This window comes from Duganella sp. Leaf126 (assembly GCF_001423125.1).
Lineage (GTDB): Bacteria > Pseudomonadota > Gammaproteobacteria > Burkholderiales > Burkholderiaceae_D > Rugamonas.
The window spans coordinates 254,856-277,301 of sequence record NZ_LMNW01000032.1; the positions used below are offsets into that span (position 1 = coordinate 254,856).

Here is a 22,446-nt window from a genome sequence, read left to right on the forward strand (position 1 = left end):
CCTCGAATTATTTGGTGTCCGGACGCCAGATGGTGCCGATGGCGATCGATTGCAGCTTTTTCTTGCGGCCATACCAGAGGTTGACCACACCGCGCATGATGAACACGGCAGAGAACATCGAGGTCAGGATGCCCAGCGTGTGCACGACAGCGAAGCCGCGGATCGGACCGGAACCGAACACCAGCAGCGCCAGGCCGACGATCAGCGTGGTGACGTTGGAGTCGATGATGGTGGCCCAGGCGCGGTCGAAGCCGGCCGAAATGGCCGCCTGCGGCGAGGCGCCGTTACGCAGTTCCTCGCGCACGCGTTCGTTGATCAGCACGTTCGAGTCGATCGCCATGCCGAGCGCCAGCGCGATTGCCGCCATGCCGGGCAGGGTCAGGGTAATGCCCAGCAGCGACAGCAGCGCCACCAGCAGCAGCAGGTTGCAGGCCAGTGCGATCACGCTGAACAGGCCGAACATCATGTAGTAGGCCACCATGAAGACGGCCACGGCAGCGAAGCCGTACATGGTCGAGTGCATGCCCTTGGCGACGTTTTCGGCGCCCAGCTGCGGGCCGATCGTGCGCTCTTCGATCACTTCCATCGGGGCGGCCAGCGCGCCCGAGCGCAGCAGCAGCGCCAGTTCGGCCGAATTCTCGGCGCTGCCCATGCCGGTGATCTGGAAGCGGCTGCCCAGTTCACTCTGGATGGTGGCCACCGACAGCACTTCCGGCTTGCCCTTCTCGAACAGCACGATGGCCATTTTCTTGCCCACGCGGGCGCTGGTGGCGTCGCGCATGCGGCGTCCGCCATCGCCGTTGAGGTCGATACCGACGGCCGGTTGCTGGTTCTGGTCGAAGCTGGCGGTGGCGCTGGAGATGTAGTCGCCGGTCAGCACCACGTCCTTGGTCAGCACGACCGGCACGCCTTTACCGACCGTAAACAGTTCCGAGTTCAGTGGAATGGCCGAGGTCAGTTCGGTACCGGGGGTGACCGATTCGTCGACCATGCGGATTTCCAGGGTGGCGGTGCGGCCGATCACGGAACGGGCGCGCGCCACGTCCTGCACGCCCGGCAGTTGCACGATGATGCGGTCCGGGCCCTGCTGCTGGATGATCGGCTCGGCCACGCCCAGTTCGTTGACGCGCTTGGACAGCGTGGCGATGTTCTGCTTGACCGCTTCGTCCACGGTTTTCTTGAGCGCCGCAGGTTTCAGGCCGATCACGGTTTTCAGGTCGGCGTCGCTGCCGCTATCGGCAAACGTCATGTCCGGCATCTGGTCGATCAGCACCGCTTTCGCCTTCTGGCGGGTGGCGTCGTCGCGGAAGTTGATGACGATGGTGTCGCCGTTGCGGTCGATGCCGGCGTGGCGCACGTTCTTGTCGCGCAGCAGGCTGCGGGCCGTGGCCTGGATGCCTTGCACGCGCTTGGCCAGCACGGCCTTGGTGTCGATCTGCATCAGGAAGTGGACGCCACCGCGCAGGTCGAGGCCGAGGTACATCGGCGTCGCATGCAGCTTCTGCATCCATTTCGGGGTATCGGGTTGCAGGTTCAGCGCCACCAGGTAGGACGGGTCGGCCGGGTCGGCGTTCAAGCCTTTTTCCAGCACGGCCTTGGCGCGGAACTGGGTGTCGGGATCGGGGAAGCGCACGCGCACCGAGGCGTAGGTGCCGGTGCCATCGAAGCTCAGTTCGCTGTGCGGGATGTTTTCGCGGGTCAGCACCTCATCGACCTTGGCGACCATGTCGGACGTCAGCTTGAGCGTCGATTTGCCGCTCGTGACCTGCACTGCCGGCGATTCGCCAAAGTAGTTGGGCGCCGAGTACAGCGCGCCGAGCAGGATGGCGACGGCGATGAGTAGGTATTTCCAGACGGGATAGCGATTCATAGTGTTCAACGTTCGGGGTTAGGCGTCGGATGCAAACCGGCCCGCCAGTCGGGCGACGGGCGGGCCGGAGCCGGGGCCGGTTACAGCGCCTTGAGCGTGCCTTTCGGCAGGACCATGGTCACCGAGCTTTTCTGCACGGTCAGTTCCACGCCGTTCGAGATTTCCAGCGTCAGGTACAGGTCCGAAATCTTCGAGATCCGACCCAGCACGCCACCAGCGGTCACGACTTCATCGCCCTTGGCCAGCGCTTCCATCATGGTCTTCTGTTCCTTGGCGCGCTTCATCTGGGGACGGATCATCAGGAAGTACATCGCCACGAACATCAGAATCAGGAAGCCGTACTGGCCCAGGAAGCCGCCGGCGCCGCCGAGCGATTCGAGAGGGTTGGATTGGGCGTAAGCGTTGGATATAAACACGGTGACTCCGATAATAGTTTGAAAAAACAGCGCTGTATTCTAGCACTGGCCGGAAGGCGCAAGAACTTCCCGGCAAATGGGGGGTGTTATTTGTTTTTAAACCCGATCGCGCCGGGCTTTTTTATACGCCACGGGCGCGCTCGGCATGGAATTGCAGGGTCCACGCGTGGAAGCGGTCCTCGTCGAGCGCCTCGCGCATCTGGCGCATGATGTCGAGGTAGTAGTGCAGGTTGTGGATCGTGTTCAGGCGCGCGCCGAGGATTTCCTGGGTGCGGTTCAGGTGATGCAGGTAGGCGCGCGAGAAGTTGCGGCAGGCGTAGCACGAGCAGGTCGGATCGAGCGGCTCCTTGTCGTCCTTGTAGCGCGCGTTCTTGATCTTGATGTCGCCGAAGCGGGTAAACAGCCAGCCATTGCGCGCGTTGCGGGTCGGCATCACGCAGTCGAACATGTCGACCCCGTGCGAGACGCCGGCCACCAGGTCTTCCGGCGTGCCCACGCCCATCAGGTAGTGCGGCTTGTTGGCCGGCAGCTTGGGGCCGACGTGCTGCAGGATGCGCATCATGTCTTCCTTCGGCTCGCCCACCGACAGGCCGCCGATGGCCAGGCCAGGGAAATCGATCTGTTCGAGGCCGGCCAGCGACTCGTCGCGCAGGTGCTCGAACATGCCGCCCTGGACAATGCCGAACAGCGCATTCGGGTTTTCGCCGCGGTGGAATTCGTCGTGCGAGCGCTGGGCCCAGCGCAGCGACATGCGCATCGACTTGGCCGCCTCCTCGATGGTGGCCGGACGCTTGTCAATCTCGTACGGCGTGCACTCGTCGAACTGCATCACGATGTCGGAGTTGAGCACGCGCTGGATCTGCATCGACACCTCGGGCGAGAGGAACAGCTTGTCGCCGTTGATCGGCGAATTGAAGTGCACGCCCTCTTCCGTGATCTTGCGCATCGCGCCCAGCGAAAACACCTGGAAGCCGCCCGAGTCGGTCAGGATCGGCTTGTCCCAGCCCATGAAGTCGTGCAGGCCGCCGAACTTGGCCATCACGTCGTTACCGGGGCGCAGCCACAGGTGGAAGGTATTGCCGAGAATGATCTGGGCGTCGATCTCCTTCAGTTCCAGCGGCGACATCGCCTTCACGGAACCGTAGGTGCCGACCGGCATGAAGATCGGCGTCTGCACGACGCCGTGGTTGAGTTTGACTTCACCGCGGCGGGCGTGGGTCAGGCCGCTGGTATCGGTTTTGTGTAGCTTGAATTCCAACATGGGGGTTATTCCTTGTATTGCTTGGATTAGGCGCGTGCCTGCGTCGTCAGCAGCATGGCATCGCCATAGCTGAAGAAGCGGTAGTCGTTGGCGATCGCGTGGGCGTAGGCGGCGCGGATCTCGTCGTAGCCGGCAAAGGCCGACACCAGCATCAGCAGCGTCGACTTGGGCAGGTGGAAATTGGTGATCAGCCGGGTGACCGTCTTGAAGCGGTAGCCGGGCGTGATGAACAGCGCAGTGTCGGCGCTGCCCGCTTCGAGCTGGCCGCGCTGCGAGGCCGATTCCAGCGCGCGCAGGCTGGTGGTGCCGACCGCCACCACGTCGCGGCCGGCCGCGCGCGCGGCGCGCACCGCGTCCACCGTCTCCTGCGGCATGGTGTACCACTCGGTGTGCATCTGGTGCTCGGACAGTTTTTCATTGCGCACCGGCTGGAACGTGCCGGCGCCCACGTGCAGCGTGACGAAGGCGAAGTTGACGCCCTTGGCTTTCAGGGTATCGAGCAGCGCCTGGTCGAAGTGCAGGCCGGCGGTGGGCGCCGCCACCGCGCCCGGCACCTTGTTGAACACGGTCTGGTAGCGGTTCTCGTCGAAGGCATCGGCATCGTGCTCGATATACGGCGGCAGCGGCAGGCGGCCGTACGCTTCGATCAGGTCGAACACGTCGGCGTCGAAATGCAGCGTGAAAAATTCGCCGGCGCGCTCGCCGACAGTGACCTCGAAGGCATCGGCCAGGCGCATCCTGGTGCCGGCCAGGGGCGAGCGCGAAGCCCGTACCTGCGCCAGCACGGTGCGGTTGTCGAGCACCCGCTCGACCAGCGCTTCGACCTTGCCGCCGCTTTCCTTGGTGCCGAAGAAGCGCGCCTTGAGCACGCGCGTGTCGTTCATCACCAGCAGGTCGCCGGCCTGCAACAGGTCCACGATGTCGGTGAACTGGCGGTCGATGACCTGCGCGCCGTCCAGGTGCAGCAGGCGCGAGGCCGTGCGGTCGGGCAGCGGAAATTGCGCAATGCGCTCCTGGGGCAAGTTAAAATCGAAATCGGAAAGCGAATACATGGCGAAGTTGTGAAAACGGTTGAAAAATCGGGGGTGCTACTCTCGATGGCTAGCCTTACAATACCGGCGTTGCCGCCGTGGTTTTGTCACGGCCAACCCTCTATTTTACGCTAGTGTTCGAAAAACGCTCCAATATGCCCGTCGCCGCCACCAACAGCCCCTCCAAGCCCGCCAGGAAGACCGTCAGCTCCGAGGTCAAGCTGGCACGGCTGGGCCTGCACACCGACATGGACCTGGTGCTGCACCTGCCCATGCGCTACGAGGACGAGACGCAGGTCATCACCATCGAGGAAGCGCGCCTGCACGGCGGCGACACCTCGCAGGTCGAGGGCGTCGTGGTCAAGAACGAGATCACCTTCAAGCCACGCCGCCAGCTGCTGGTGCACATCGCCGACGGCACGGGCGAGCTGCAGCTGCGCTTCATGAATTTCTACGGCAGTCAGGTCAAGCAGCTGGCCGAGGGCACGCGGGTGCGCGCGCGCGGAGAACTCAAGCACGGCTTCTTCGGCGCCGAGATGGTGCACCCGGCCTACAAGATCGTCAACCAAGGCGCGCCGCTGCCCACGTCACTGACGCCGGTGTACCCGTCCGGCGAAGGCCTGTCGCAGCCGGTCCTGCGGCGCGCCATCGGCGAGGCCATGAAACGCGTGGACTGGACCGACACCGTGCCGGCGGCCGTGCGCGCGGCGCTGCAGCTGGCCGACTTCGAGCCGGCCGTCAAACTGCTCCATTATCCGCCGCAGCAGATCGACGAACACGCACTGGCCGACCGCTCGCACCCGGCCTGGACGCGGGTGAAATTCGACGAGCTGCTGGCGCAGCAGCTCTCGCTCAAGCGCGCGCAGCACGCGCGCCGCGCCAAGGGGGCGGCCGTGCTCAAGGTGGCCGGGCAACTGTCGGCGCAGTTCCAGGCTGCGCTGCCGTTCCAGCTGACCGGCGCCCAGCAGCGCGTGCTGGCCGAGATCCGCGCCGACCTGCGCCAGCCCTACCCGATGCAGCGGCTGCTGCAGGGCGATGTCGGCAGCGGCAAGACCGTGGTCTCGGCGCTCGCTGCCGCCCAGGCCATCGACAGCGGCTTCCAGGCCGCGCTGATGGCGCCCACCGAAATCCTGGCCGAACAGCACTTCCGCAAGATCGCCGCCTGGATGGAGCCGCTCGGCGTGAAGGTGGCGTGGCTGACCGGCAGCCTGAAAAAAAAGGACAAGCAGGCCGCCTACGACATGATCGAATCGGGCGAGGCGCGGCTGGTGGTGGGCACCCATGCGCTGATCCAGGACGCCGTGGTGTTTGCCAACCTGGGCCTGGTGATCGTCGACGAACAGCACCGCTTCGGCGTCGGCCAGCGCCTGACCCTGCGCAACAAGGGCAACGAGGGCGCGATTCCGCACCAGCTGATGATGTCGGCCACGCCGATCCCACGCACGCTGGCCATGACCTATTACGCCGACCTCGAGGTGTCGGTGATCGACGAACTGCCGCCCGGCCGCACGCCGATCGTCACCCGCACCATCGACCAGAACCGCCGTGACGAAGTGATCGAACGGGTGCATGCGGCCGCGCTGGAAGGCCGCCAGGTGTACTGGGTGTGTCCGCTGATCGAGGAATCGGAAGCGCTGCAGCTGCAAACGGCCACCGACACCCACGCGCTGCTGGCCGAGGCCCTGCCCGACCTCCATGTGGGCCTGGTCCACGGTCGCCTGAAGCCGGCGGAAAAGCAGGCCATCATGGACGCGTTTATCGCCAACGACATGCAGGTGCTGGTGGCCACCACCGTGATCGAGGTGGGCGTGGACGTGCCGAACGCCTCGCTGATGGTGATCGAGCACGCCGAACGTTTCGGCCTGTCGCAGCTGCACCAGCTGCGCGGGCGCGTGGGCCGGGGGTCGGCGGCCAGCGTCTGCCTGCTGCTGTACCAGAGCCCGCTGGGCGGCATCGCCAAGCAGCGCCTGATGACGATGCGCGAGACCACCGACGGTTTCGAGATCGCGCGGCGCGACCTGGAGATACGCGGTCCCGGCGAATTCCTGGGCGCGCGCCAGTCGGGCCAGGCGATGCTGCGCTTTGCCGACCTGGAGACGGACGGCTGGCTGGTGGACCAGGCGCGCGACGTGGCGCACGAGCTGCTGCACGCGGGCACGCCGGATGCCATGGCGACCGTCGAAGCGCACCTGTCGCGCTGGCTCGGCGGCCGCGAGGAGTTCCTGAAAGTATAGCGAAGAGCCCTGGAGACCGTGCACGAAAAGCCGCCGTTCCCGCGCAGGCGGAAATCCAATCCCCGCGATACGTAGATAAACTGGATCCCCGCCTGCGAACGGATGACGAATCGACGGACTAAGACGCTAGAAGCACAGGTAGACGCGATTCGCCAGATCCACCACAAACCCCGGCTGCAGATACGCCAGGAACACCAGCGCCAGTACCGCCGCCAGCACTGCGCGCCATGCCCAGGCCTTCATCACGCCACCTGCAAGCCGCTGCGCGGCAGCGGGCGTTCGTTGATCGGCAGGTTGACCAGGCCGGCCAGCACGCTGAGCGCGATCGCAATCGCCCACACCACGTCGTAGCTGCCCAGCAGCGTGTACAGGTAACCGCCGAGCCAGACGCCGAGGAAGCTGCCCACCTGGTGCGAAAAGAACACCATCCCGGCCAGCATCGACAGGTGCCTGACGCCGAAGATGCCGGCGATGATGCCGTTGGTGAGCGGCACCGTGGACAGCCACAGCACGCCGATGGCAGCCGCGAACAGGTACACGCTCAGCGGCGACAGCGGCAGCAACACGAAGGTGCCGATCACCAGCGCGCGCGAGAAATAGATCGCGGAGAGCAGGTAGCGCTTGGGGAAGCGGCCGCCGAGCTTGCCCGCGTGGTAGGAACCGATGATGTTGAACAGGCCAATCAGCGCCAGCGCCAGCACCGCCACGCCGGGATCGAGCACGCCCTGGTCCTTCAGGTAGGCCGGCAGGTGGACGCCGACGAACACCAGCTGGAAGCCGCACACGAAATAGCCGACCACCAGCAGCAGGAAGGAGCGGTTGCGCGCAGCCTCGCCGATCGCCTCGGCCACGCTCTGGCGCGGGCCGTCGTCGTGCACCACCGCCGGCTCGCGCAGGAAAAAGGCCATCGGCACCATCAGCGCCACCACCACTGCCGCCAGCACGAAAAACGCTTGCTGCCAGCCGATCGTCGAGATCAGCTGCTGCTCGATGGGCATCATCACGAACTGGCCGAACGAGCTGGCCGCGCCCGAGATGCCGAACGCCCACGAGCGCCGAACGACCGGTGCGGTGCGGCCGATGATGCCGCTGACCGCACCGAACGCAGTGCAGGCCAGCCCCAGGCCAATGAACACGCCCGAGCCGAGCACGAACAAGGTCGAATCAGTGGTCAGCGCCATCCACAGCAGGCCGGCCATGTACGACAGCGCGCCGACCAGCACCACGCGCATGGTGCCGTAGCGGTCGGCCGCCATGCCGGCAAACGGGCCGAACACGCCCCACAGCAGGTTTTGCAGCGCCATCGCCAGCGAATAGGTTTCGCGGGTCCAGCCGTTGGCCTGCGAAATCGGCTGCATCCAAAAGCCGAAGCCGTGGCGCACGCCCATCGCCAGCGTCAGCACGACACCGGTGGCAAGCAGCACGGTTTTCAGGGACGGGGCGCGGGCGGCAACGAACATGACGGCATCCTGGTGGGCGTATCGACATCGGGAAATGCGGGCGGCGCTATGCAGTGCGGCTTGGTCGCTCTGTGCGGCGCCTCTGACTATTGTAGCGGCTAACGGCTAACGGCTGATGGCTGATGGCTGAGGGCCCCGCCCCATTAAGCCGTCGGCCGGGTAGTGCAGGCCACTCACGCGTTGGCCGGGTAGCGCAGACCACCTACCTAGACGTCGGCCGGGGAGCGCAGGCCACTCAGGCGTCAGCCGGATAGCGCAGGCCGATCTGGGCGCGGATCGCGTCGAGCGTACCCATCAGGCTCAGGGTTTCGGCGTGCGGCATGACCGGGCTTTCGATCAGGCCGGCGCGCAGGCAGCGCCCCACTTCCTGCGCCTCGTGGGTGTAGCCGTTGCCGCTGCGCGGCACGGTCACCGTGCGCTCGCTGCGGCTGGCGCCATCGATCACGGTCACGCTGAAGGATTCGGTGTTGTGGAAGCGGTCGGACAGGCGCACATAACCGCGGGTGCCGGCAATCGTCAGCTCGGTGGCCGTGCGCGAGCGCAGGCTGCACAGGCACGACGACAGGCCGCCGCCTGCGTGGGTCAGGGTGAACGCGGTCTGCATGTCGACGCCGGTTTCTGTCATTTGTGCCTGCGCCTGCACGCCGGTGACGTCACCGAGGAAGAAGGCGGCAATCGACAGCGGGTAGATGCCGAGGTCGAGCAGCGCGCCGCCGCCGAGCGCAGGATTGAACAGGCGGTGCTCGGGGCCGGCGTCGGACGTGAAACCGAAATCGGCGGTGATATTGGCCGGCGTGCCGATCTCGCCGCTGTCGACGATGCGCTTGGCCTCGATCACGGCCGGCAGGAAGCGGGTCCACATCGCCTCCATCACGAACAGGTTTTTGGCGCGCGCCAGGTCGATGATGTCGGCCGCCTCGCGGCGGTTCATGGTGAACGATTTTTCCACCAGCACGCCCTTGCCCGCATTCAGGCACATCAGCGCGTTTTCGTGGTGCATCGGGTGCGGGGTGGCGATGTAGACGACATCGACCCCGGCATCGTCGGCCAGCGCCTGGTAACTGCCGTGGGCGCGCTGCGCGCCAAACGCGGCACCGAATTTGGTAGCGCTATCTACGCTGCGCGACGCCACCGCGGCCAACGTGGCGCCGGGCGTGTCCTGCAAGGCGCTGGCGAAAGCCTTGGCGATTTTTCCGGTGCCCAGTATGCCCCAGCGGATGTCTTGCGTCATGGCGTGTTCTTTCTGCCGCGTGGGCGGCGGTCGGTTAGGAGATTGGCGAAATGACATTGTACTGCGGGGCGCGGTCCGCGTGGCGCTGTTGCGCCATGGGGCGCCGCACCACCGCACGTTCCTGGGCGGCTGGCTGTCGCGACGCCGGCGATCGCGCGGCTGGCAGCTCACCCGCTCAGCGCACGGCGCGGGGCGGACGAAAGACGCTGGCGTCGTCGTAAAAATCGGCATCCTGGCCGGGCCACCAGCCCGGCACGCCCAGCACCTGCATCGGCATGAAGTCGGCGGTGGTGAGCGTCTGGGTGGCCAGCTCGTGCGCCACGGCGGCGTCGATCCAGGCACGGCGGGCGGCGTGGCCCAGGCCAAAAAATGCGTCGCCGGCGCGCACCACGCGGGTATGGGCGGTGATCGCCTTGCGCGGCGCGACCAGTTTTTCCATCAGCGCGTGGCCGAACAACCAGACCTCGGCATCGGCGCCGAAGCGGGCGCGCTGATCGAGAAACGCTGCGCGCCAGCGGTGTTCGCGCAGCGCGGCGGTCAGCGCCTGGCCGGCCGCGCCATCGCGCACCACCAGCAGCGCCGCGTTTTCGTCGAAGATGGTGGCGCCGTCGCGCGCGGGGCCGCGCGATCTGCCGACGCCGTCGCGGGCGATCTGCGCCGCCTGCAGGGCATTGAGCTGCACCTTGATGCGCGGGAAGCTCAGCCACACCAGGCCATTGAAGAAATCGTGCAGGTTGTCGCGCGTGGGCACGCCGCCGGTGGCGCCGATAAAGGCTTCGTATGCCGTGCCATCGGGCAGCGCTTCCTGCGGCACGAACGACAGCGGCAGGCCGGCGTGGTTGCGCAGGCCCAGCGCGGCCGCTTGTGCGCTGAAGCTGTCGCGGAAGTGGCGCCCGCTGCGCAGCCCTTCCCCCACGTCGCGGACCGACGCGTACCAGGGCTGCGACCAGTCGATCGGCGGCAGCGCGGGCGACACGCTCAGACCATTTTCCAGGCGATGGTTTCGCCGGCGTTGAGCGGCACCACCTGCTGGTCGGCCAGCGGCAGCAGCGCGGGCAAGGTCCAGGGTTCGCGCTTCAGGGTGATGGTACCGGTGTTGCGCGGCAGGTCGTAGAAATCCGGGCCGTTGAAGCTGGCGAAGGCTTCGAGCTTGTCGAGGGCGCCGGCGCGCGCGAACGCCTCGGTATAGAGCTCCATCGCGTGCAGCGCCGTGTAGCAGCCGGCGCAGCCGCAGGCGGCTTCCTTGGCGCCCTGCGCGTGCGGCGCCGAGTCGGTGCCGAGGAAGAAGCGCTCGTCGCCGCTGGTGGCGGCGGTGACCAGCGCCAGCCGGTGCTCCTCGCGCTTGAGCACGGGCAGGCAGTAGTAATGGGGGCGGATGCCGCCCTTGAAGATCTCGTTGCGGTTGTACAGCAGGTGGTGGGCGGTGATGGTGGCCGCGATCGGGCCTTCCGCTTCGGCCACGTATTGCGCTGCATCCTTGGTGGTGATGTGCTCGAAGACGATTTTCAGGGCCGGGAAATCGCGCCGCAGCGGGCGCATCACGCGCTCGATGAACACGGCCTCGCGGTCGAACAGGTCGATGTCATGGTCGGTCACCTCGCCGTGTACCAGCAGCGGCATGCCTACTTCCTGCATCATCTCCAGCGTCTTGTAGCAGTTGGCGATGTCGGTCACGCCGGCGTCCGAGTTGGTGGTGGCGCCGGCCGGGTACAGCTTGACCGCGTGCACCACGCCGCTCTCCTGCGCGCGCACGATTTCATCGGGCGGCGTGTTATTGGTCAGGTACAGCGTCATCAGGGGCTCGAACGCCATCCCGGCCGGCAGCACGGCCAGGATGCGCTCGCGGTAGGCGATGGCAGCAGCGGCGGTGGTGACGGGCGGCTTCAGGTTCGGCATCACGATCGCGCGCGCAAACTGGCGCGCACTGTGCGGCAGCACGCTGGCCAGCGTGGCGCCATCGCGCAGGTGCAAATGCCAGTCGTCGGGACGGGTGATGGTAAGGCTGTCGGGGAGAGAAGCGAAGTCGGACATGGCGGAGCTTTCAGGGAGGACGGCGGAATGGCGATATTTTACCTGTTGCGCGGCCACCTGGCGTCCCTCCCGCCCCGGTCGCTTGAACTGCTGGCCCAGAAGTGTAGGATGAAGCTTTGGGCGAAGGAGACAGACATGTCCAGGATTCGTTTAGAGAAACTGCGGCGCCTGACGCTGCCGGCAGACATCATTGCACAGGCCGGATGGCGACCCGATGATGTACTGGATGCATCCTATGCAAATGGCGCCATCATCTTGCGCCCCGCAAGTGCGCCCGCTGCCGTTTCCGATCCGTTGTCGATGCTGGGCTATGCCGGCGCCAGCCAAGGCGCCTGGGGCGAGACAGCCGCCGAAGTTGAATGGCATGTGGCGCAAGACCGCGCATCATGGGACAGGTAATCCCGGTGCTTGAGGCGATGCGCGGCCAGCGCGTGTATGTGGACACGAACGTCTTTATTTATTTTCTTGAAGGAAATTCGCCATTCTTTTCGGCTGCCGAGCCGGTCTTGCGGGCCATCGCTCACAAAGCCATTCTGGGATTTACCGGGGAAATCGCCGTAGCAGAAACCATGGTGGGGCCATATCGCAAGAGGGATCCGCGCCTGATTGCCACGACGCGCAACTTTTTCCTGTCCAGGGACTTCCTGACCATACTTCCCCACGACAGTGCGATACTCGACCATGCCGCGCGCTTGCGGGGCGAGGAACGGCTGCGTTTCATCGACGCCATTCATATGGCGACTGCCTGTGCCGCAGCCTGCAAATTCTTCGTTACGAACGATAAGTCCATCCGCACGCGCGAGCATATCGCCGTCGTGCAACTGGACACACTGCTGCCGCAGTAACGTCTCCATGCGAGTGCTGTCCGGGCAGACGGTTACCGGATGACCCGCCCCAGGAACGCGCGGGCCCGCTCCGAGCGCGGGGTGGTGAAAAATGCTTCGCTGCTGCAGTCTTCGACAATCCGGCCCTGATCCATGAACAGCACGCGGTTGGCCACCTTGCGGGCAAAGCCCATTTCGTGGGTGACCACCATCATGGTCATGCCTTCCTGCGCCAGCCCTACCATCACGTCGAGCACCTCGTTGATCATTTCCGGGTCCAGCGCCGAGGTCGGTTCGTCGAACAGCATGGCGATCGGGTCCATCGACAGCGCGCGGGCGATTGCCACGCGCTGCTGCTGGCCGCCCGACAGCTGGCCCGGGAACTTGTCCTGCTGCGCCAGCAGGCCGACCCGGTCCAGGTAGTGCAGGCCGCGCGCGACAGCTTCGTCTTCGCTGCGGCCCAGTACCCGGACCTGGCCCAGCGTCAGGTTCTGCCGCACCGTCAGGTGCGGGAACAGCTCGAAGTTCTGGAACACCATGCCGATGCGGGCGCGCAGCGCGGGCAGGTCGGTGCGCGGATCGCCGACGGCCACGCCATCGACCGTGATACGGCCCTGCTGGAACGGTTCCAGGCCGTTGACGGTCTTGATCAGCGTCGATTTGCCGGAGCCGGACGGGCCGCAAATGACCACCACGTCGCCCTTGGCGACCGCGGTGCTGCAGTCGGCCAGCACCTGGAATCGCCCGTACCACTTGCTGAGATTACTTATCACTATCATATTTTTGTCGCCACGGGAGCGCAGGGCAGGATCGGTGTGCAATGGCGTCCACGCATGCTTGACAGTGACCCTGCCCGCAAGGATACTGCGTCACTTACTCGCTGGAGTGCTTAATGTTTTAGCAGATCGGTTTTAGCACACTGCAAGGCTGGCATGGGCCCGATCCATCGAGACACTATCACAGGGAAGCTCAGAATATGCAGAAAAAAAGCCGATTGACCACTTACATCCTGCTTGCCCTGGTGCTCGGCATTGTGACCGGTTATCTCGTCAACGCCAACGTGGCGGCACCTACCGGCTTCGTCGACGCGATGTCCCTGCTGACCACCGTGTTCCTGCGCCTGATCAAGATGATCATCGCGCCGCTGGTATTTGCCACGCTGGTGGTCGGCATTGCGCGCATGGGCGACGCCAGCGAAGTCGGTCGTATCGGCATCAAGACCATGGGCTGGTTCTTCCTGGCGTCGGTCATGTCGCTGAGCCTGGGCCTGGTGCTGGTCAATATCTTCCGTCCCGGTGACGCGCTGCTCGGTCACATGTCCACCGCTGCGTCCAACACCGGCATCGCCGCGTCCTCGCTCTCGCTCAAGGACTTCGTCACCCACCTGGTGCCGGCGTCGATCATCGACGGCATGGCCAAGAACGAGATCCTGCAGATCGTCGTGTTCTCGCTGTTCTTCGGCATCGCTGCCGCCGCCATCGGCGAAAAGGCGCGCATCCTGATCGACGCGCTCGACGGCCTGGCCCACATCATGCTCAAGGTGACCGGCTACGTGATGTCATTCGCACCAGTCGCCGTGTTTGCGGCCGTGGCCGGCACTGTCGCCAAGAGCGGCCTCGGGGTGCTGTCCACCTACGGCGTGTTCATGGCCGAGTTCTACTTCGGCATCATGCTGCTGTGGGGGCTGCTGATCTTGGCCGGCTTCCTGTTCCTGAAAAAGCGCGTCTTCGGCCTGATGGGTGAACTGCGCGGTCCGGCCCTGCTGGCGTTTTCCACCGCCTCGAGCGAAGCGGCGTATCCGAAGACGCTCGAAGGCCTCGAGCGTTTCGGCGTGCGCAACCGCATCGCCTCGTTCGTGCTGCCGATCGGCTACTCGTTCAACCTCGACGGCTCGATGATGTACTGCACCTTCGCCACCGTCTTCATCGCCCAGGCCTACGGCATCGAGATGACGCTGGCCGAACAGATCACCATGATGGGCGTGCTGATGGTCACCTCGAAAGGCATTGCCGGCGTGCCGCGCGCCTCGCTGGTGGTGATTGCCGCCACCCTGAGCCAGTTCAAGATTCCGGAAGCGGGCCTGCTGCTGCTGCTCGGCATCGACCACTTCCTCGACATGGCGCGCTCGGCTACCAACGTGGTGGGCAACGGGGTCGCTGCAGCAGTGGTGGCCAAGTGGGAGGGCGAGCTGGCCCATCCCGGCGACGAGGCAATGACCAGGCAGGCCGCCTGACGCGTCCCGCCTCGGAAAAAAAGCCCGTTCAGTCGCCTGAACGGGCTTTTTTCATGGCGCCGGCGCTTCCTGCAGCGCGCCCTGCTCCTGCCTGGCCTGCTGCCGCTGCCACATCTGCGCGTACAGGCCGTCGGCTGCCAGCAAGGCCTGGTGGGTGCCCCGTTCGACGATGCGGCCCTGGTCGAGCACCAGGATTTGCCGTGCGTCGGCCACCGTGGACAGGCGGTGCGCGATGATCAGCGTGGTGCGGCTTCTGGCGATCTCTTTCAATTGGGCCTGGATCGCCTGTTCCGCCTTCGAATCGAGCGCCGAGGTGGCCTCGTCAAAAATCAGGATTGCCGGGTTCTTGAGCAGGGTGCGGGCGATCGCCACGCGCTGCTTTTCGCCGCCCGACAACTTCAGTCCCCGTTCGCCGACCACGGTGGCGTAACCGTCGGGCAGGCTTTCCACGAAGTCGTGGATCGATGCCGCCCGTGCAGCTGCCACGATGTCTTCGTGCGTGGCGCCAGGCTTGCCGTAAGCGATGTTGTAGGCGATGGTGTCGTTGAACAGCACCGTATCCTGCGGCACGATGCCGATCGCGTGGCGCACCGAGTCCTGGGTCAGCGCGCGCAGGTCCTGGCCGTCGATGGTGATGCTGCCGGCATTGACCTCGTAGAAGCGGAACAGCAACCGCGACAGGGTCGACTTGCCCGAGCCGCTGTGCCCCACCACCGCCGTGGTGGTGCCGGGGGCGATCGTGAAATCGACGTCGAACAGGATCTGGCGCTTGGCCTCGTAGCTGAAATCGACATGGTTGAAGCGCACTTCCGCCCCGTGCGCCACGAGCGGCTGCGCGTCCCTGGCGTCGGCGATTTCGCGGTTCTGGTCCAGCAGCGCGAACAGCTTTTCCATGTCGGCCAGGCTTTGCTTGATCTCGCGGTAGATCACGCCGAGGAAGTTGAGCGGAATGTACAGCTGGATCATGAACGAATTGACCAGCACCAGGTCGCCCAGCGTCATGGTGCCGGCGATCACGCCCACGGTGGCGCGCCACAGGATCAGCGTGACCGCCACCGCGATGATCAGCGACTGCCCCGTGTTCAGGACCGAGAGCGAGGTCTGCGACCTGACCGCGGCCGACTCGTAGCGCTGCAGGCCTTCGTCGTAGCGTTTGGCTTCGTAGTCCTCGTTGCCGAAGTACTTGACCGTCTCGTAGTTGATCAGCGAGTCGATCGCCCTGGTGTTGGCGCGCGAATCGAGGTCGTTCATGGTGCGGCGGAAGTGCGTGCGCCAGTTGGTCACGGTGACCGTGAAGGTGATGTACGACACCAGCGCCACCACCGTGATCACGCTGAACCAGATATCGTAGTGCAGCACCAGGTAGCCCAGCACCAGCGTGATCTCGACCAGGGTGGGCAGGATGTTGAACAGCGTGTACGAGATCAGCGAACCGACCGCGCGCGTGCCGCGCTCGATGTCGCGCGTCATGCCGCCGGTCTGGCGGTTCAGGTGGAAGCGCAGCGACAGCGCGTGCAGGTGGCGGAACACCTGCAGCGCAATGGTGCGCACGGCGCGCTGGGTGACGCGCGCGAACAGGAATTCGCGCAGCTCGGTAAACACGGTGGTGGACAGGCGCAGCAGGCCATACACGACCAGCGCCGCCACCGGCAGCACCAGCAGCGCCTGCGGGTGCTGGGGCGTGATGGTGAGCGAATCGATCAGCCGCTTCATCACGACCGGCACGCCGACGTTGGCCAGCTTGGCCCCCACCAGGCAGCCCAGCGCCAGCAGCACACGCCACTTGTACACCCACAGGTAGGGCAGCAGGGTTTTCAGGGTGGCGATATCGGTACGGGTACGGGGCGTCGGCGGCACGCTGGCGTCGGCTGGCGAATTGGGGTAACGGCGCATGGTGGATACGATGTGGGTACGGTATTGAAACGGTGGGCGGGTGGGCAGCGGCAAGCTTTTTATGGTTCAATCCTGATCATTGTAGCCCTTGCAGAGATTTCACGATGACCACCCCAGAAAACACCCCGCTTGCCATCACCACCATCAACCGGGGCCTGCCCGCAGGGAAAATGCCGGAATTGCGCATGATGCCCTCCCCGTCCGACGCCAACGTCTATGGCGACGTGTTCGGCGGCTGGATCATGGCGCAGGTGGACATCGCCGGTTCGCTGCCGGCCACGCGCCGCGCCAATGGCCGCGTGGCCACCATCGCCGTCAACTCCTTCCTGTTCAAGAACCCCGTGTTCGTGGGCGACCTGCTGTCGTTCTATGCCGACATCGTCAAGGTCGGCAATACGTCGATCACCGTCAACGTCGAGGTGTACGCAGAGCGCAACCGCCTGCAGGCCGACACCGTCAAGGTCACCGAGGCCGTGCTCACCTACGTGGCGACCGACTCCGACCGCAAGCCGCGCAAGGTGCCGCCGATCGAAACGCTGATCCACGCGCAGCCGGTATGACCGGCCCGCGCACGATGCGCAGTCGCGCGTGCTGCCGGGTGCCCGGCGCGCCGGCGGTCTGGCGCGCCACCATGGCCAGGCAGCCGCTCAAGCGGGCGCAGTGCACGGGTGCGTCGCCGCCGACCGGTCCGGCGCGCCAGCATCATGCGCAGCCCGACCGCCTGGCCGGCAAGCGGCGGCGCTGACCGGCGCCATGGACCAGCATCGCCGCATCTTCCTCGCCACCGCCGGCCACCTGGCCGGACTGGCCACGCTGGCGGCGTGCCATGACAGCAGCACCAGCAGTACCAGCGGCAGCGGCGCCCGCAACGCGACGCCCGCCAGCGTCCGCAGCGCCTATCCCTTCGGCCTGGGCGTGGCCTCCGGCTCGCCGCTGCCCGATGCGGTGGTCATCTGGACCCGCATCCTCGCCGATCCGTTCGACGCCGCCGCCACCCCTGCAGTAGCGCTGCCGGTGCGCTGGGAGGTCGCGGACGACGACCGCTTCGCCCGCATCGTGGCCCGGGGCACGGCCAGCGCCATACCGGCGCTGGCGCACAGCGTGCATGTCGACGTCCGGGGTCTCGCGCCTGACCGCTGGTACTATTACCGCTTCATGCTCGGCGACGCCGTCAGCCCCGTGGGCCGCACCCGCACCGCGCCGGCCGCGCACAGCATGCCGGCGCGCCTGAAGCTGGCCGTGGCCTCGTGCCAGCACTGGGAGTTCGGAACCTATGCCGCCCACGGCCACATCGCTGCGGCCGCACCGGACCTGGTGGCTTTTTTGGGCGACTACATCTACGAGTGGGGACCGTACCAGCGCCAGCATCCGCAGCGCGCGGTGCGGGTGTCGGAATCGTTCACGCTGGCCGACTACCGCAGTCGCTATGCCCAGTACAAGAGCGACGCCCAGCTGCAGGCGGCGCACCATGCAGCGCCATGGATCGTCACCTGGGACGACCACGAAGTGGCCAACGATTACGCGGCCGACCGCGACGAACGCCTCGATCCGCGCTTCGTGCAGCGCCGCGCTGCGGCCTACCAGGCCTTTTATGAACACATGCCGCTGCGCCTGTCGGTCCCCAAGCCCGGCGATTTCGCCAACCTGCGCATCTACCAGCGCTACGACTGGGGGCGGCTGGCGCGCTTCCACGTGCTCGACGACCGCCAGTACCGCGCCTGGCATGCCTGCCCGCCCATGGGGCGCGGCGGTTCCACCTCGGTGCTGCGGCGCGACTGCCCGGCGCTTGGCGACCCTGGCCGCACCATGCTCGGCGACGCCCAGCAGCGCTGGCTCGACGACGGCCTGGCCTCGTCGCCGGCGCGCTGGAACATCCTGGCCCAGCAAACGCTGATGGCGCAAAACAGCCAGCTGCCGTTCAAACGGGAAGACGATGTCCGCATCTGGACCGATGGCTGGGATGGTTATCCGCTGGCGCGTGCGCGGCTGCTCGAGGCGCTGCAGACCAGCGGCGCCAGCAACCCGCTGGTGTTGTCGGGCGACGTCCACAGCTTTTTCGCAGCCGAGATCACCCGCCATCCGACGCGGGCGGCTTCGCGCAGCAACCCGGTGCTGGCCAGCGAATTGTGCGGCACCTCGATCACGTCGCCGTCCCGGCCGCAGCAGCGCACCGACGACTACGTGGCGATCAACCCGGGCATCAAGTATGGCAGGAGCGACCGGCGCGGCTTCATGCTGCTCGACGTGACGCCGGCGGCGACCACCGCGCACTTCCAGGCGCTGGCCGATGTGCACGATGCCCAGAGCGCGCTGGCCACCGCGGCCAGCTTCGTGGTGCGCAGTGGCCGGGCCGGGGTGGTGAAGCTGTAGGGACTCAGGCGGCAGCCTTTTCGTCGCGCAGCTGGCGCCGCAGGATCTTGCCGACGTTGGTCTTCGGCAGCTCGTCGCGGAACTCGATGAACTTCGGCTTCTTGTACGCGGTCAGTTCGTGCTTGCAGAAGTCCAGCAACTGTTCGCTGGTCAGCGCCGGATCCTTGCGCACCACGAACAGCTTGACGGCCTCGCCCGAATTCTTGTCCGGCACGCCGATGCAGGCCACTTCCAGCACGCCCGGGTGCGCGGCCACCACGCCTTCCACTTCGTTCGGGTACACATTGAAGCCGGAGACGATGATCATGTCCTTCTTGCGGTCGACGATGCGGGTGTAGCCGCGCTCGTCCATGATGCCGATGTCGCCGGTCTTGAAGAAACCGTCGGCCGTCATGGTCTTGGCCGTCTCGTCGGCGCGCTGCCAGTAGCCGGCCATCACCTGCGGCCCGCGGATGGCGATCTCGCCGGTCTGGCCCAGCGGCACTTCGCGGCCGTCGTCGTCGATGATGATCACGTCGGTCGATGGGATCGGCAAGCCGATGGTGCCGGTGAACTCCTTGATATCGATGCAGTTGGCGGTGGCCACCGGCGAGGTTTCGGACAGGCCGTATCCTTCGATGATCGGCGTGCCGGTCACCTTCAGCCACTTGTCGGCGACGGCCTTCTGCACGGCCATGCCGCCGCCGTTGCACACCGAGTAGCTGGAAAAATCGAGCTTGGCGAAGTCCGGGTTGTTGAGCAGCGCGTTGTACAGGGTATTGACGGCAGGCAGCACCGCCACGCGGTACTTGGCCAGCTCCTTGACGAAGCCGGGAATGTCGCGCGGGTTCGGAATCAACAGCGTCAGGCCGCCCATGCGCATGCCCATGAAGGCGCTCACGGTCAGCGAATAGATGTGGTACAGCGGCAGCGCCGCCACGAACACCAGTTGTTCGCCCGTGTGCTTGAACTGCAGCCAGGCCTCGTTCTGCAGCACGTTGGCGATGATATTCCGGTGCAGCAGCACTGCGCCCTTCGACACGCCCGTGGTGCCGCCCGTGTACTGCAAGAAGGCGATGTCGTCGTGCCCCTGCGGCACCGGCTTCAAGCGCATGCCGGCGGCAGCGGCCATCATCTTGTTGAACGTGATGGCGCCGGGCAGCGTGTAGGCGGGCACCAGCTTTTTCACCTTGCGCACCACCAGGTTGACGATCGTCCCTTTGACCAGCCCCAGCATGTCGCCCATCGACGCCACCACCACGTGTCTGACGCTGGTGTTGGCGATCACCTGCTGCAAGGTGGTGGCAAAGTTTTCCAGCACGATGATGGCCTCGGCGCCGGCGTCGATCAGCTGGTGCTGCAGTTCGCGCGGCGTATACAGCGGGTTGACGTTGACCACCGTGTAGCCGGCGCGCAGGATGGCCGCCATCGCCACCGGGTACTGCAACACGTTCGGCATCATGATCGCCACCCGCGCGCCCGGCGCCATGCCCAGGCTTTGCAGCCAGGCGCCCATCTGTTGCGACAACTGGTCCAGTTCGCGGTAGGTCAGGAACTTGTCCATGCACACATAGGCGTTGCGGTCGGCGTACTTGCGGAACGCTTCTTCCAGCAGGTGGGTGATCGAGCGGAATTGCGTGCTGTCGATCTCCGCCGGGACGCCTTGCGGGTAGGACTTGAGCCAGATTTTTTCCATCGTTGTACAGCCTTTTCGTTCGCGTTCGTTGTCTGTCACATCCGTCATGCGGGTTCGGCGTCGCGCAGCTTGCGCCGCAGGATCTTGCCGACATTGGTCTTCGGCAGTTCGTCCCGGAATTCGATGTATTTCGGCTTCTTGTAGCCGGTCAGGTTTTGCTTGCAGTAGGCTGCCAGGGTTTCCACGGTCAGGTTCGGATCCTTGCGCACCACGAAGACCTTGACCGCCTCGCCCGCGTGCGCGTCGGGCACGCCCACGCAGGCGCACTCGAGCACGCCAGGGTGAGCGGCCACCACGTCCTCGATTTCGTTCGGGTAGACATTGAAACCCGAGACCAGGATCATGTCCTTCTTGCGGTCGACGATTTTCACGTAGCCGCCTTCATCCATGATGCCGATGTCACCGGACTTGAAGTAGCCGTCGGCGGTCATCACTTTGGCGGTCTCGTCCGGACGGTTCCAGTAGCCGGCCATTACCTGCGGGCCACGGATGGCAATCTCGCCAGGCTGGCCCAGCGGTACTTCGTGGCCGTCGTCGTCGAGGATGGCCACGTCGGTCGAAGGGATAGGCAAGCCGATGGTGCCGCTGAAGGCCACCGCGTCGCCGCGGTTGCAGGTGGCGACCGGCGCCGTTTCGGACAGGCCATAGCCTTCGATGATCGGTGAGCCGGTGGCCTTGAACCAGCGCTCGGCCACGACCTGCTGCACCGCCATGCCGCCGCCAAAGCTGAGCTTCAAGCCCGAGAAATCGAGGCTGGCGAACTGCGGATGGTTGAGCAGGCCGTTGTACAGGGTGTTTACTGCCGGCAGCATGTTGAAGCGGTACTTGGCCAGCTCCTTGATGAAGCCGCCGATATCGCGCGGGTTGGGAATCAGCAGGTTGAGCATGCCGCTGCGCATGCCCCACATGGCGCACACGGTCAGCGCAAAGATATGGTACAGCGGCAGTGCCGCCACCATCACCGGCTGGCCCTGCACCACGCCCACGGCCGGCTCGGCCCACTGCTCGATTTGCAGCATGTTGGCGATCACGTTCTGGTGGGTCAGGACCGCGCCCTTGGCGACGCCGGTGGTGCCGCCCGTGTACTGCAGGAAGGCAGGATCGCCGGGGGCCACCGCGACCGGTGTCAGCTTCATGCCGGCGCCGTGCGAGAGGGCAGACTTGAAGCGCACGGCATTGGGCAGCGAATACGCCGGCACCAGGTGCTTGACGTTGCGCACCACGAAATTGACCAGCAATCCTTTGGCAAAGCCCAGCATCTCGCCCATGCTGGCGACGATCACGTGCTTGACCTGGGTGCGGGCGAGCACCTGTTCGAGCGTGTGGGCGAAGTTTTCCAGGATGACGATGGCGCTGCAGCCGGAGTCGTTGAGCTGGTGCTCGAGCTCGCGCGGCGTGTAGAGCGGGTTGATGTTGACCACGGTATAGCCGGCGCGCAGGATGGCAGCGATGGCGACCGGGTATTGCAGCACATTGGGCATCATGATGCCCACGCGCGCGCCCTGCTTCATGCCGCGGCTTTGTAGCCAGGCGCCCAGGCGTTTCGAATAGTTGTCGAGCTCGGCGTAAGTCAGGTGCTGATCCATGCAGACATAGGCATTGCGGTCTGCGTACTTGCGAAACGATTCTTCCAGCAGCTGCACCAGGGAGCCATACTGTGCAGTGTCGATCTCTGCCGGCATGCCGGGCGGATAGGACTTCAACCAGATTTTTTCCATGCCTGCGCCTCTTGTCTCGTTGTGGTTATCGTTATGGTTGCTGGCCGGCGCATGGGGCCGGACCAGGGTGGCGTGACGTCTGCGCGTACTGCCCGAGCCTGCTGATAACGCGATGCTATCGGGCAGATGACGCGGACGCAAGCGCATTTAAACATAATTAGAACGCCGCTTCTAACCCGTTAATGGTGGCAAATCATGC

Annotated in this window: 19 protein-coding genes; 7 read left to right on the top strand and 12 right to left on the bottom strand. The window is 65.4% G+C overall.

The genetic code is table 11. The annotated features are described in order from the left end of the window. Positions 1-7: 7 nt before the first annotated feature. The 4 genes from secD to queA all read right to left on the bottom strand — a co-directional run bounded on the left by secD (position 8) and on the right by queA (position 4,599). Complete coding sequence (secD, locus tag ASF61_RS17900; protein ID WP_056158868.1) at positions 8-1,870, bottom strand: protein translocase subunit SecD; 1,863 nt, start codon at positions 1,868-1,870, stop codon at positions 8-10. An 80-nt stretch (positions 1,871-1,950) separates the two neighbouring features. Further along, entirely contained in the window at positions 1,951-2,286 is a 336-nt protein-coding gene (yajC, locus tag ASF61_RS17905) for a preprotein translocase subunit YajC (RefSeq protein ID WP_056158871.1), read from the bottom strand. A gap of 121 nt (positions 2,287-2,407) precedes the next feature. Then, positions 2,408-3,547, bottom strand: coding sequence for a tRNA guanosine(34) transglycosylase Tgt (tgt, locus tag ASF61_RS17910; RefSeq protein WP_056158874.1), 1,140 nt, complete (start codon positions 3,545-3,547; stop codon positions 2,408-2,410). 26 nt (positions 3,548-3,573) lie between these two features. After that, the gene (gene queA, locus ASF61_RS17915) at positions 3,574-4,599 is read right to left on the bottom strand and encodes a tRNA preQ1(34) S-adenosylmethionine ribosyltransferase-isomerase QueA (RefSeq protein ID WP_056158877.1); all 1,026 of its coding nucleotides are present in this window, start codon (positions 4,597-4,599) and stop codon (positions 3,574-3,576) included. A gap of 134 nt (positions 4,600-4,733) precedes the next feature. Here queA and recG point away from each other — a divergent pair, with 134 nt between their 5' ends. Further along, positions 4,734-6,812: an ATP-dependent DNA helicase RecG gene (recG, locus tag ASF61_RS17920; protein ID WP_056159005.1), complete on the top strand. Its 2,079-nt coding sequence runs from the start codon at positions 4,734-4,736 to the stop codon at positions 6,810-6,812. Between the two features lie 242 nt (positions 6,813-7,054). Here the strand turns inward: recG and ASF61_RS17925 are convergent, their stop codons facing one another. The 4 genes from ASF61_RS17925 to pyrC form a co-directional block, all read right to left on the bottom strand. Next, positions 7,055-8,272 (bottom strand): MFS transporter, encoded by a 1,218-nt coding sequence (locus tag ASF61_RS17925; RefSeq protein ID WP_056158880.1) that lies wholly within the window; start codon positions 8,270-8,272, stop codon positions 7,055-7,057. Between the two features lie 235 nt (positions 8,273-8,507). Then, entirely contained in the window at positions 8,508-9,503 is a 996-nt protein-coding gene (locus ASF61_RS17930) for a Gfo/Idh/MocA family protein (protein WP_056158882.1), read from the bottom strand. Between the two features lie 175 nt (positions 9,504-9,678). Further along, on the bottom strand, positions 9,679-10,479 hold the full coding sequence (locus ASF61_RS17935; protein WP_229205910.1) for a DUF3025 domain-containing protein: 801 nt from the start codon (positions 10,477-10,479) through the stop codon (positions 9,679-9,681). A 2-nt stretch (positions 10,480-10,481) separates the two neighbouring features. After that, a complete protein-coding gene (gene pyrC / locus ASF61_RS17940) occupies positions 10,482-11,534 on the bottom strand; it encodes a dihydroorotase (protein ID WP_056158886.1) in 1,053 nt (350 codons plus the stop codon). Between the two features lie 135 nt (positions 11,535-11,669). Between pyrC and ASF61_RS17945 the strand changes: the two genes are divergently transcribed. Both ASF61_RS17945 and ASF61_RS17950 read left to right on the top strand, forming a co-directional pair. Beyond that, positions 11,670-11,933, top strand: a complete 264-nt coding sequence (locus tag ASF61_RS17945) for an AbrB/MazE/SpoVT family DNA-binding domain-containing protein (protein ID WP_156369633.1) — start codon at positions 11,670-11,672, stop codon at positions 11,931-11,933. Continuing rightward, the gene (locus ASF61_RS17950) at positions 11,921-12,379 is read left to right on the top strand and encodes a type II toxin-antitoxin system VapC family toxin (RefSeq protein WP_056158893.1); all 459 of its coding nucleotides are present in this window, start codon (positions 11,921-11,923) and stop codon (positions 12,377-12,379) included. Before ASF61_RS17945 ends, ASF61_RS17950 begins: the two co-directional genes overlap by 13 nt. A 32-nt stretch (positions 12,380-12,411) precedes the next feature. Here ASF61_RS17950 and ASF61_RS17955 read toward each other — a convergent pair whose 3' ends face one another. Further along, entirely contained in the window at positions 12,412-13,137 is a 726-nt protein-coding gene (locus ASF61_RS17955; RefSeq protein WP_056158896.1) for an amino acid ABC transporter ATP-binding protein, read from the bottom strand. 197 nt (positions 13,138-13,334) lie between these two features. Between ASF61_RS17955 and ASF61_RS17960 the strand changes: the two genes are divergently transcribed. Continuing rightward, on the top strand, positions 13,335-14,591 hold the full coding sequence (locus ASF61_RS17960) for a dicarboxylate/amino acid:cation symporter (RefSeq protein WP_056158899.1): 1,257 nt from the start codon (positions 13,335-13,337) through the stop codon (positions 14,589-14,591). Positions 14,592-14,642: 51 nt separating this feature from the next. Here the strand turns inward: ASF61_RS17960 and ASF61_RS17965 are convergent, their stop codons facing one another. Continuing rightward, positions 14,643-16,484 (bottom strand): ABC transporter ATP-binding protein/permease, encoded by a 1,842-nt coding sequence (locus tag ASF61_RS17965; protein WP_056158901.1) that lies wholly within the window; start codon positions 16,482-16,484, stop codon positions 14,643-14,645. A gap of 104 nt (positions 16,485-16,588) precedes the next feature. Between ASF61_RS17965 and ASF61_RS17970 the strand changes: the two genes are divergently transcribed. Genes ASF61_RS17970 through ASF61_RS17980 form a run of 3 tightly spaced genes read left to right on the top strand, consistent with a single transcriptional unit; the run spans position 16,589 to position 18,854 of the window. Further along, a complete protein-coding gene (locus ASF61_RS17970) occupies positions 16,589-17,044 on the top strand; it encodes an acyl-CoA thioesterase (protein WP_056158905.1) in 456 nt (151 codons plus the stop codon). Then, positions 17,041-17,229: a hypothetical protein gene (locus tag ASF61_RS17975; RefSeq protein ID WP_056158908.1), complete on the top strand. Its 189-nt coding sequence runs from the start codon at positions 17,041-17,043 to the stop codon at positions 17,227-17,229. Before ASF61_RS17970 ends, ASF61_RS17975 begins: the two co-directional genes overlap by 4 nt. An 8-nt stretch (positions 17,230-17,237) precedes the next feature. Further along, positions 17,238-18,854 carry an alkaline phosphatase gene (locus tag ASF61_RS17980; RefSeq protein ID WP_056158913.1) on the top strand — a complete coding sequence of 539 codons (1,617 nt, stop codon included), beginning with the start codon at positions 17,238-17,240 and terminating at the stop codon, positions 18,852-18,854. A 4-nt stretch (positions 18,855-18,858) separates the two neighbouring features. Here the strand turns inward: ASF61_RS17980 and ASF61_RS17985 are convergent, their stop codons facing one another. Both ASF61_RS17985 and ASF61_RS17990 read right to left on the bottom strand, forming a co-directional pair. Continuing rightward, positions 18,859-20,529: a long-chain-fatty-acid--CoA ligase gene (locus tag ASF61_RS17985; RefSeq protein ID WP_056158915.1), complete on the bottom strand. Its 1,671-nt coding sequence runs from the start codon at positions 20,527-20,529 to the stop codon at positions 18,859-18,861. A 44-nt stretch (positions 20,530-20,573) separates the two neighbouring features. After that, positions 20,574-22,247, bottom strand: coding sequence for a long-chain-fatty-acid--CoA ligase (locus ASF61_RS17990; protein WP_056158918.1), 1,674 nt, complete (start codon positions 22,245-22,247; stop codon positions 20,574-20,576). Positions 22,248-22,446 lie beyond the last annotated feature (199 nt).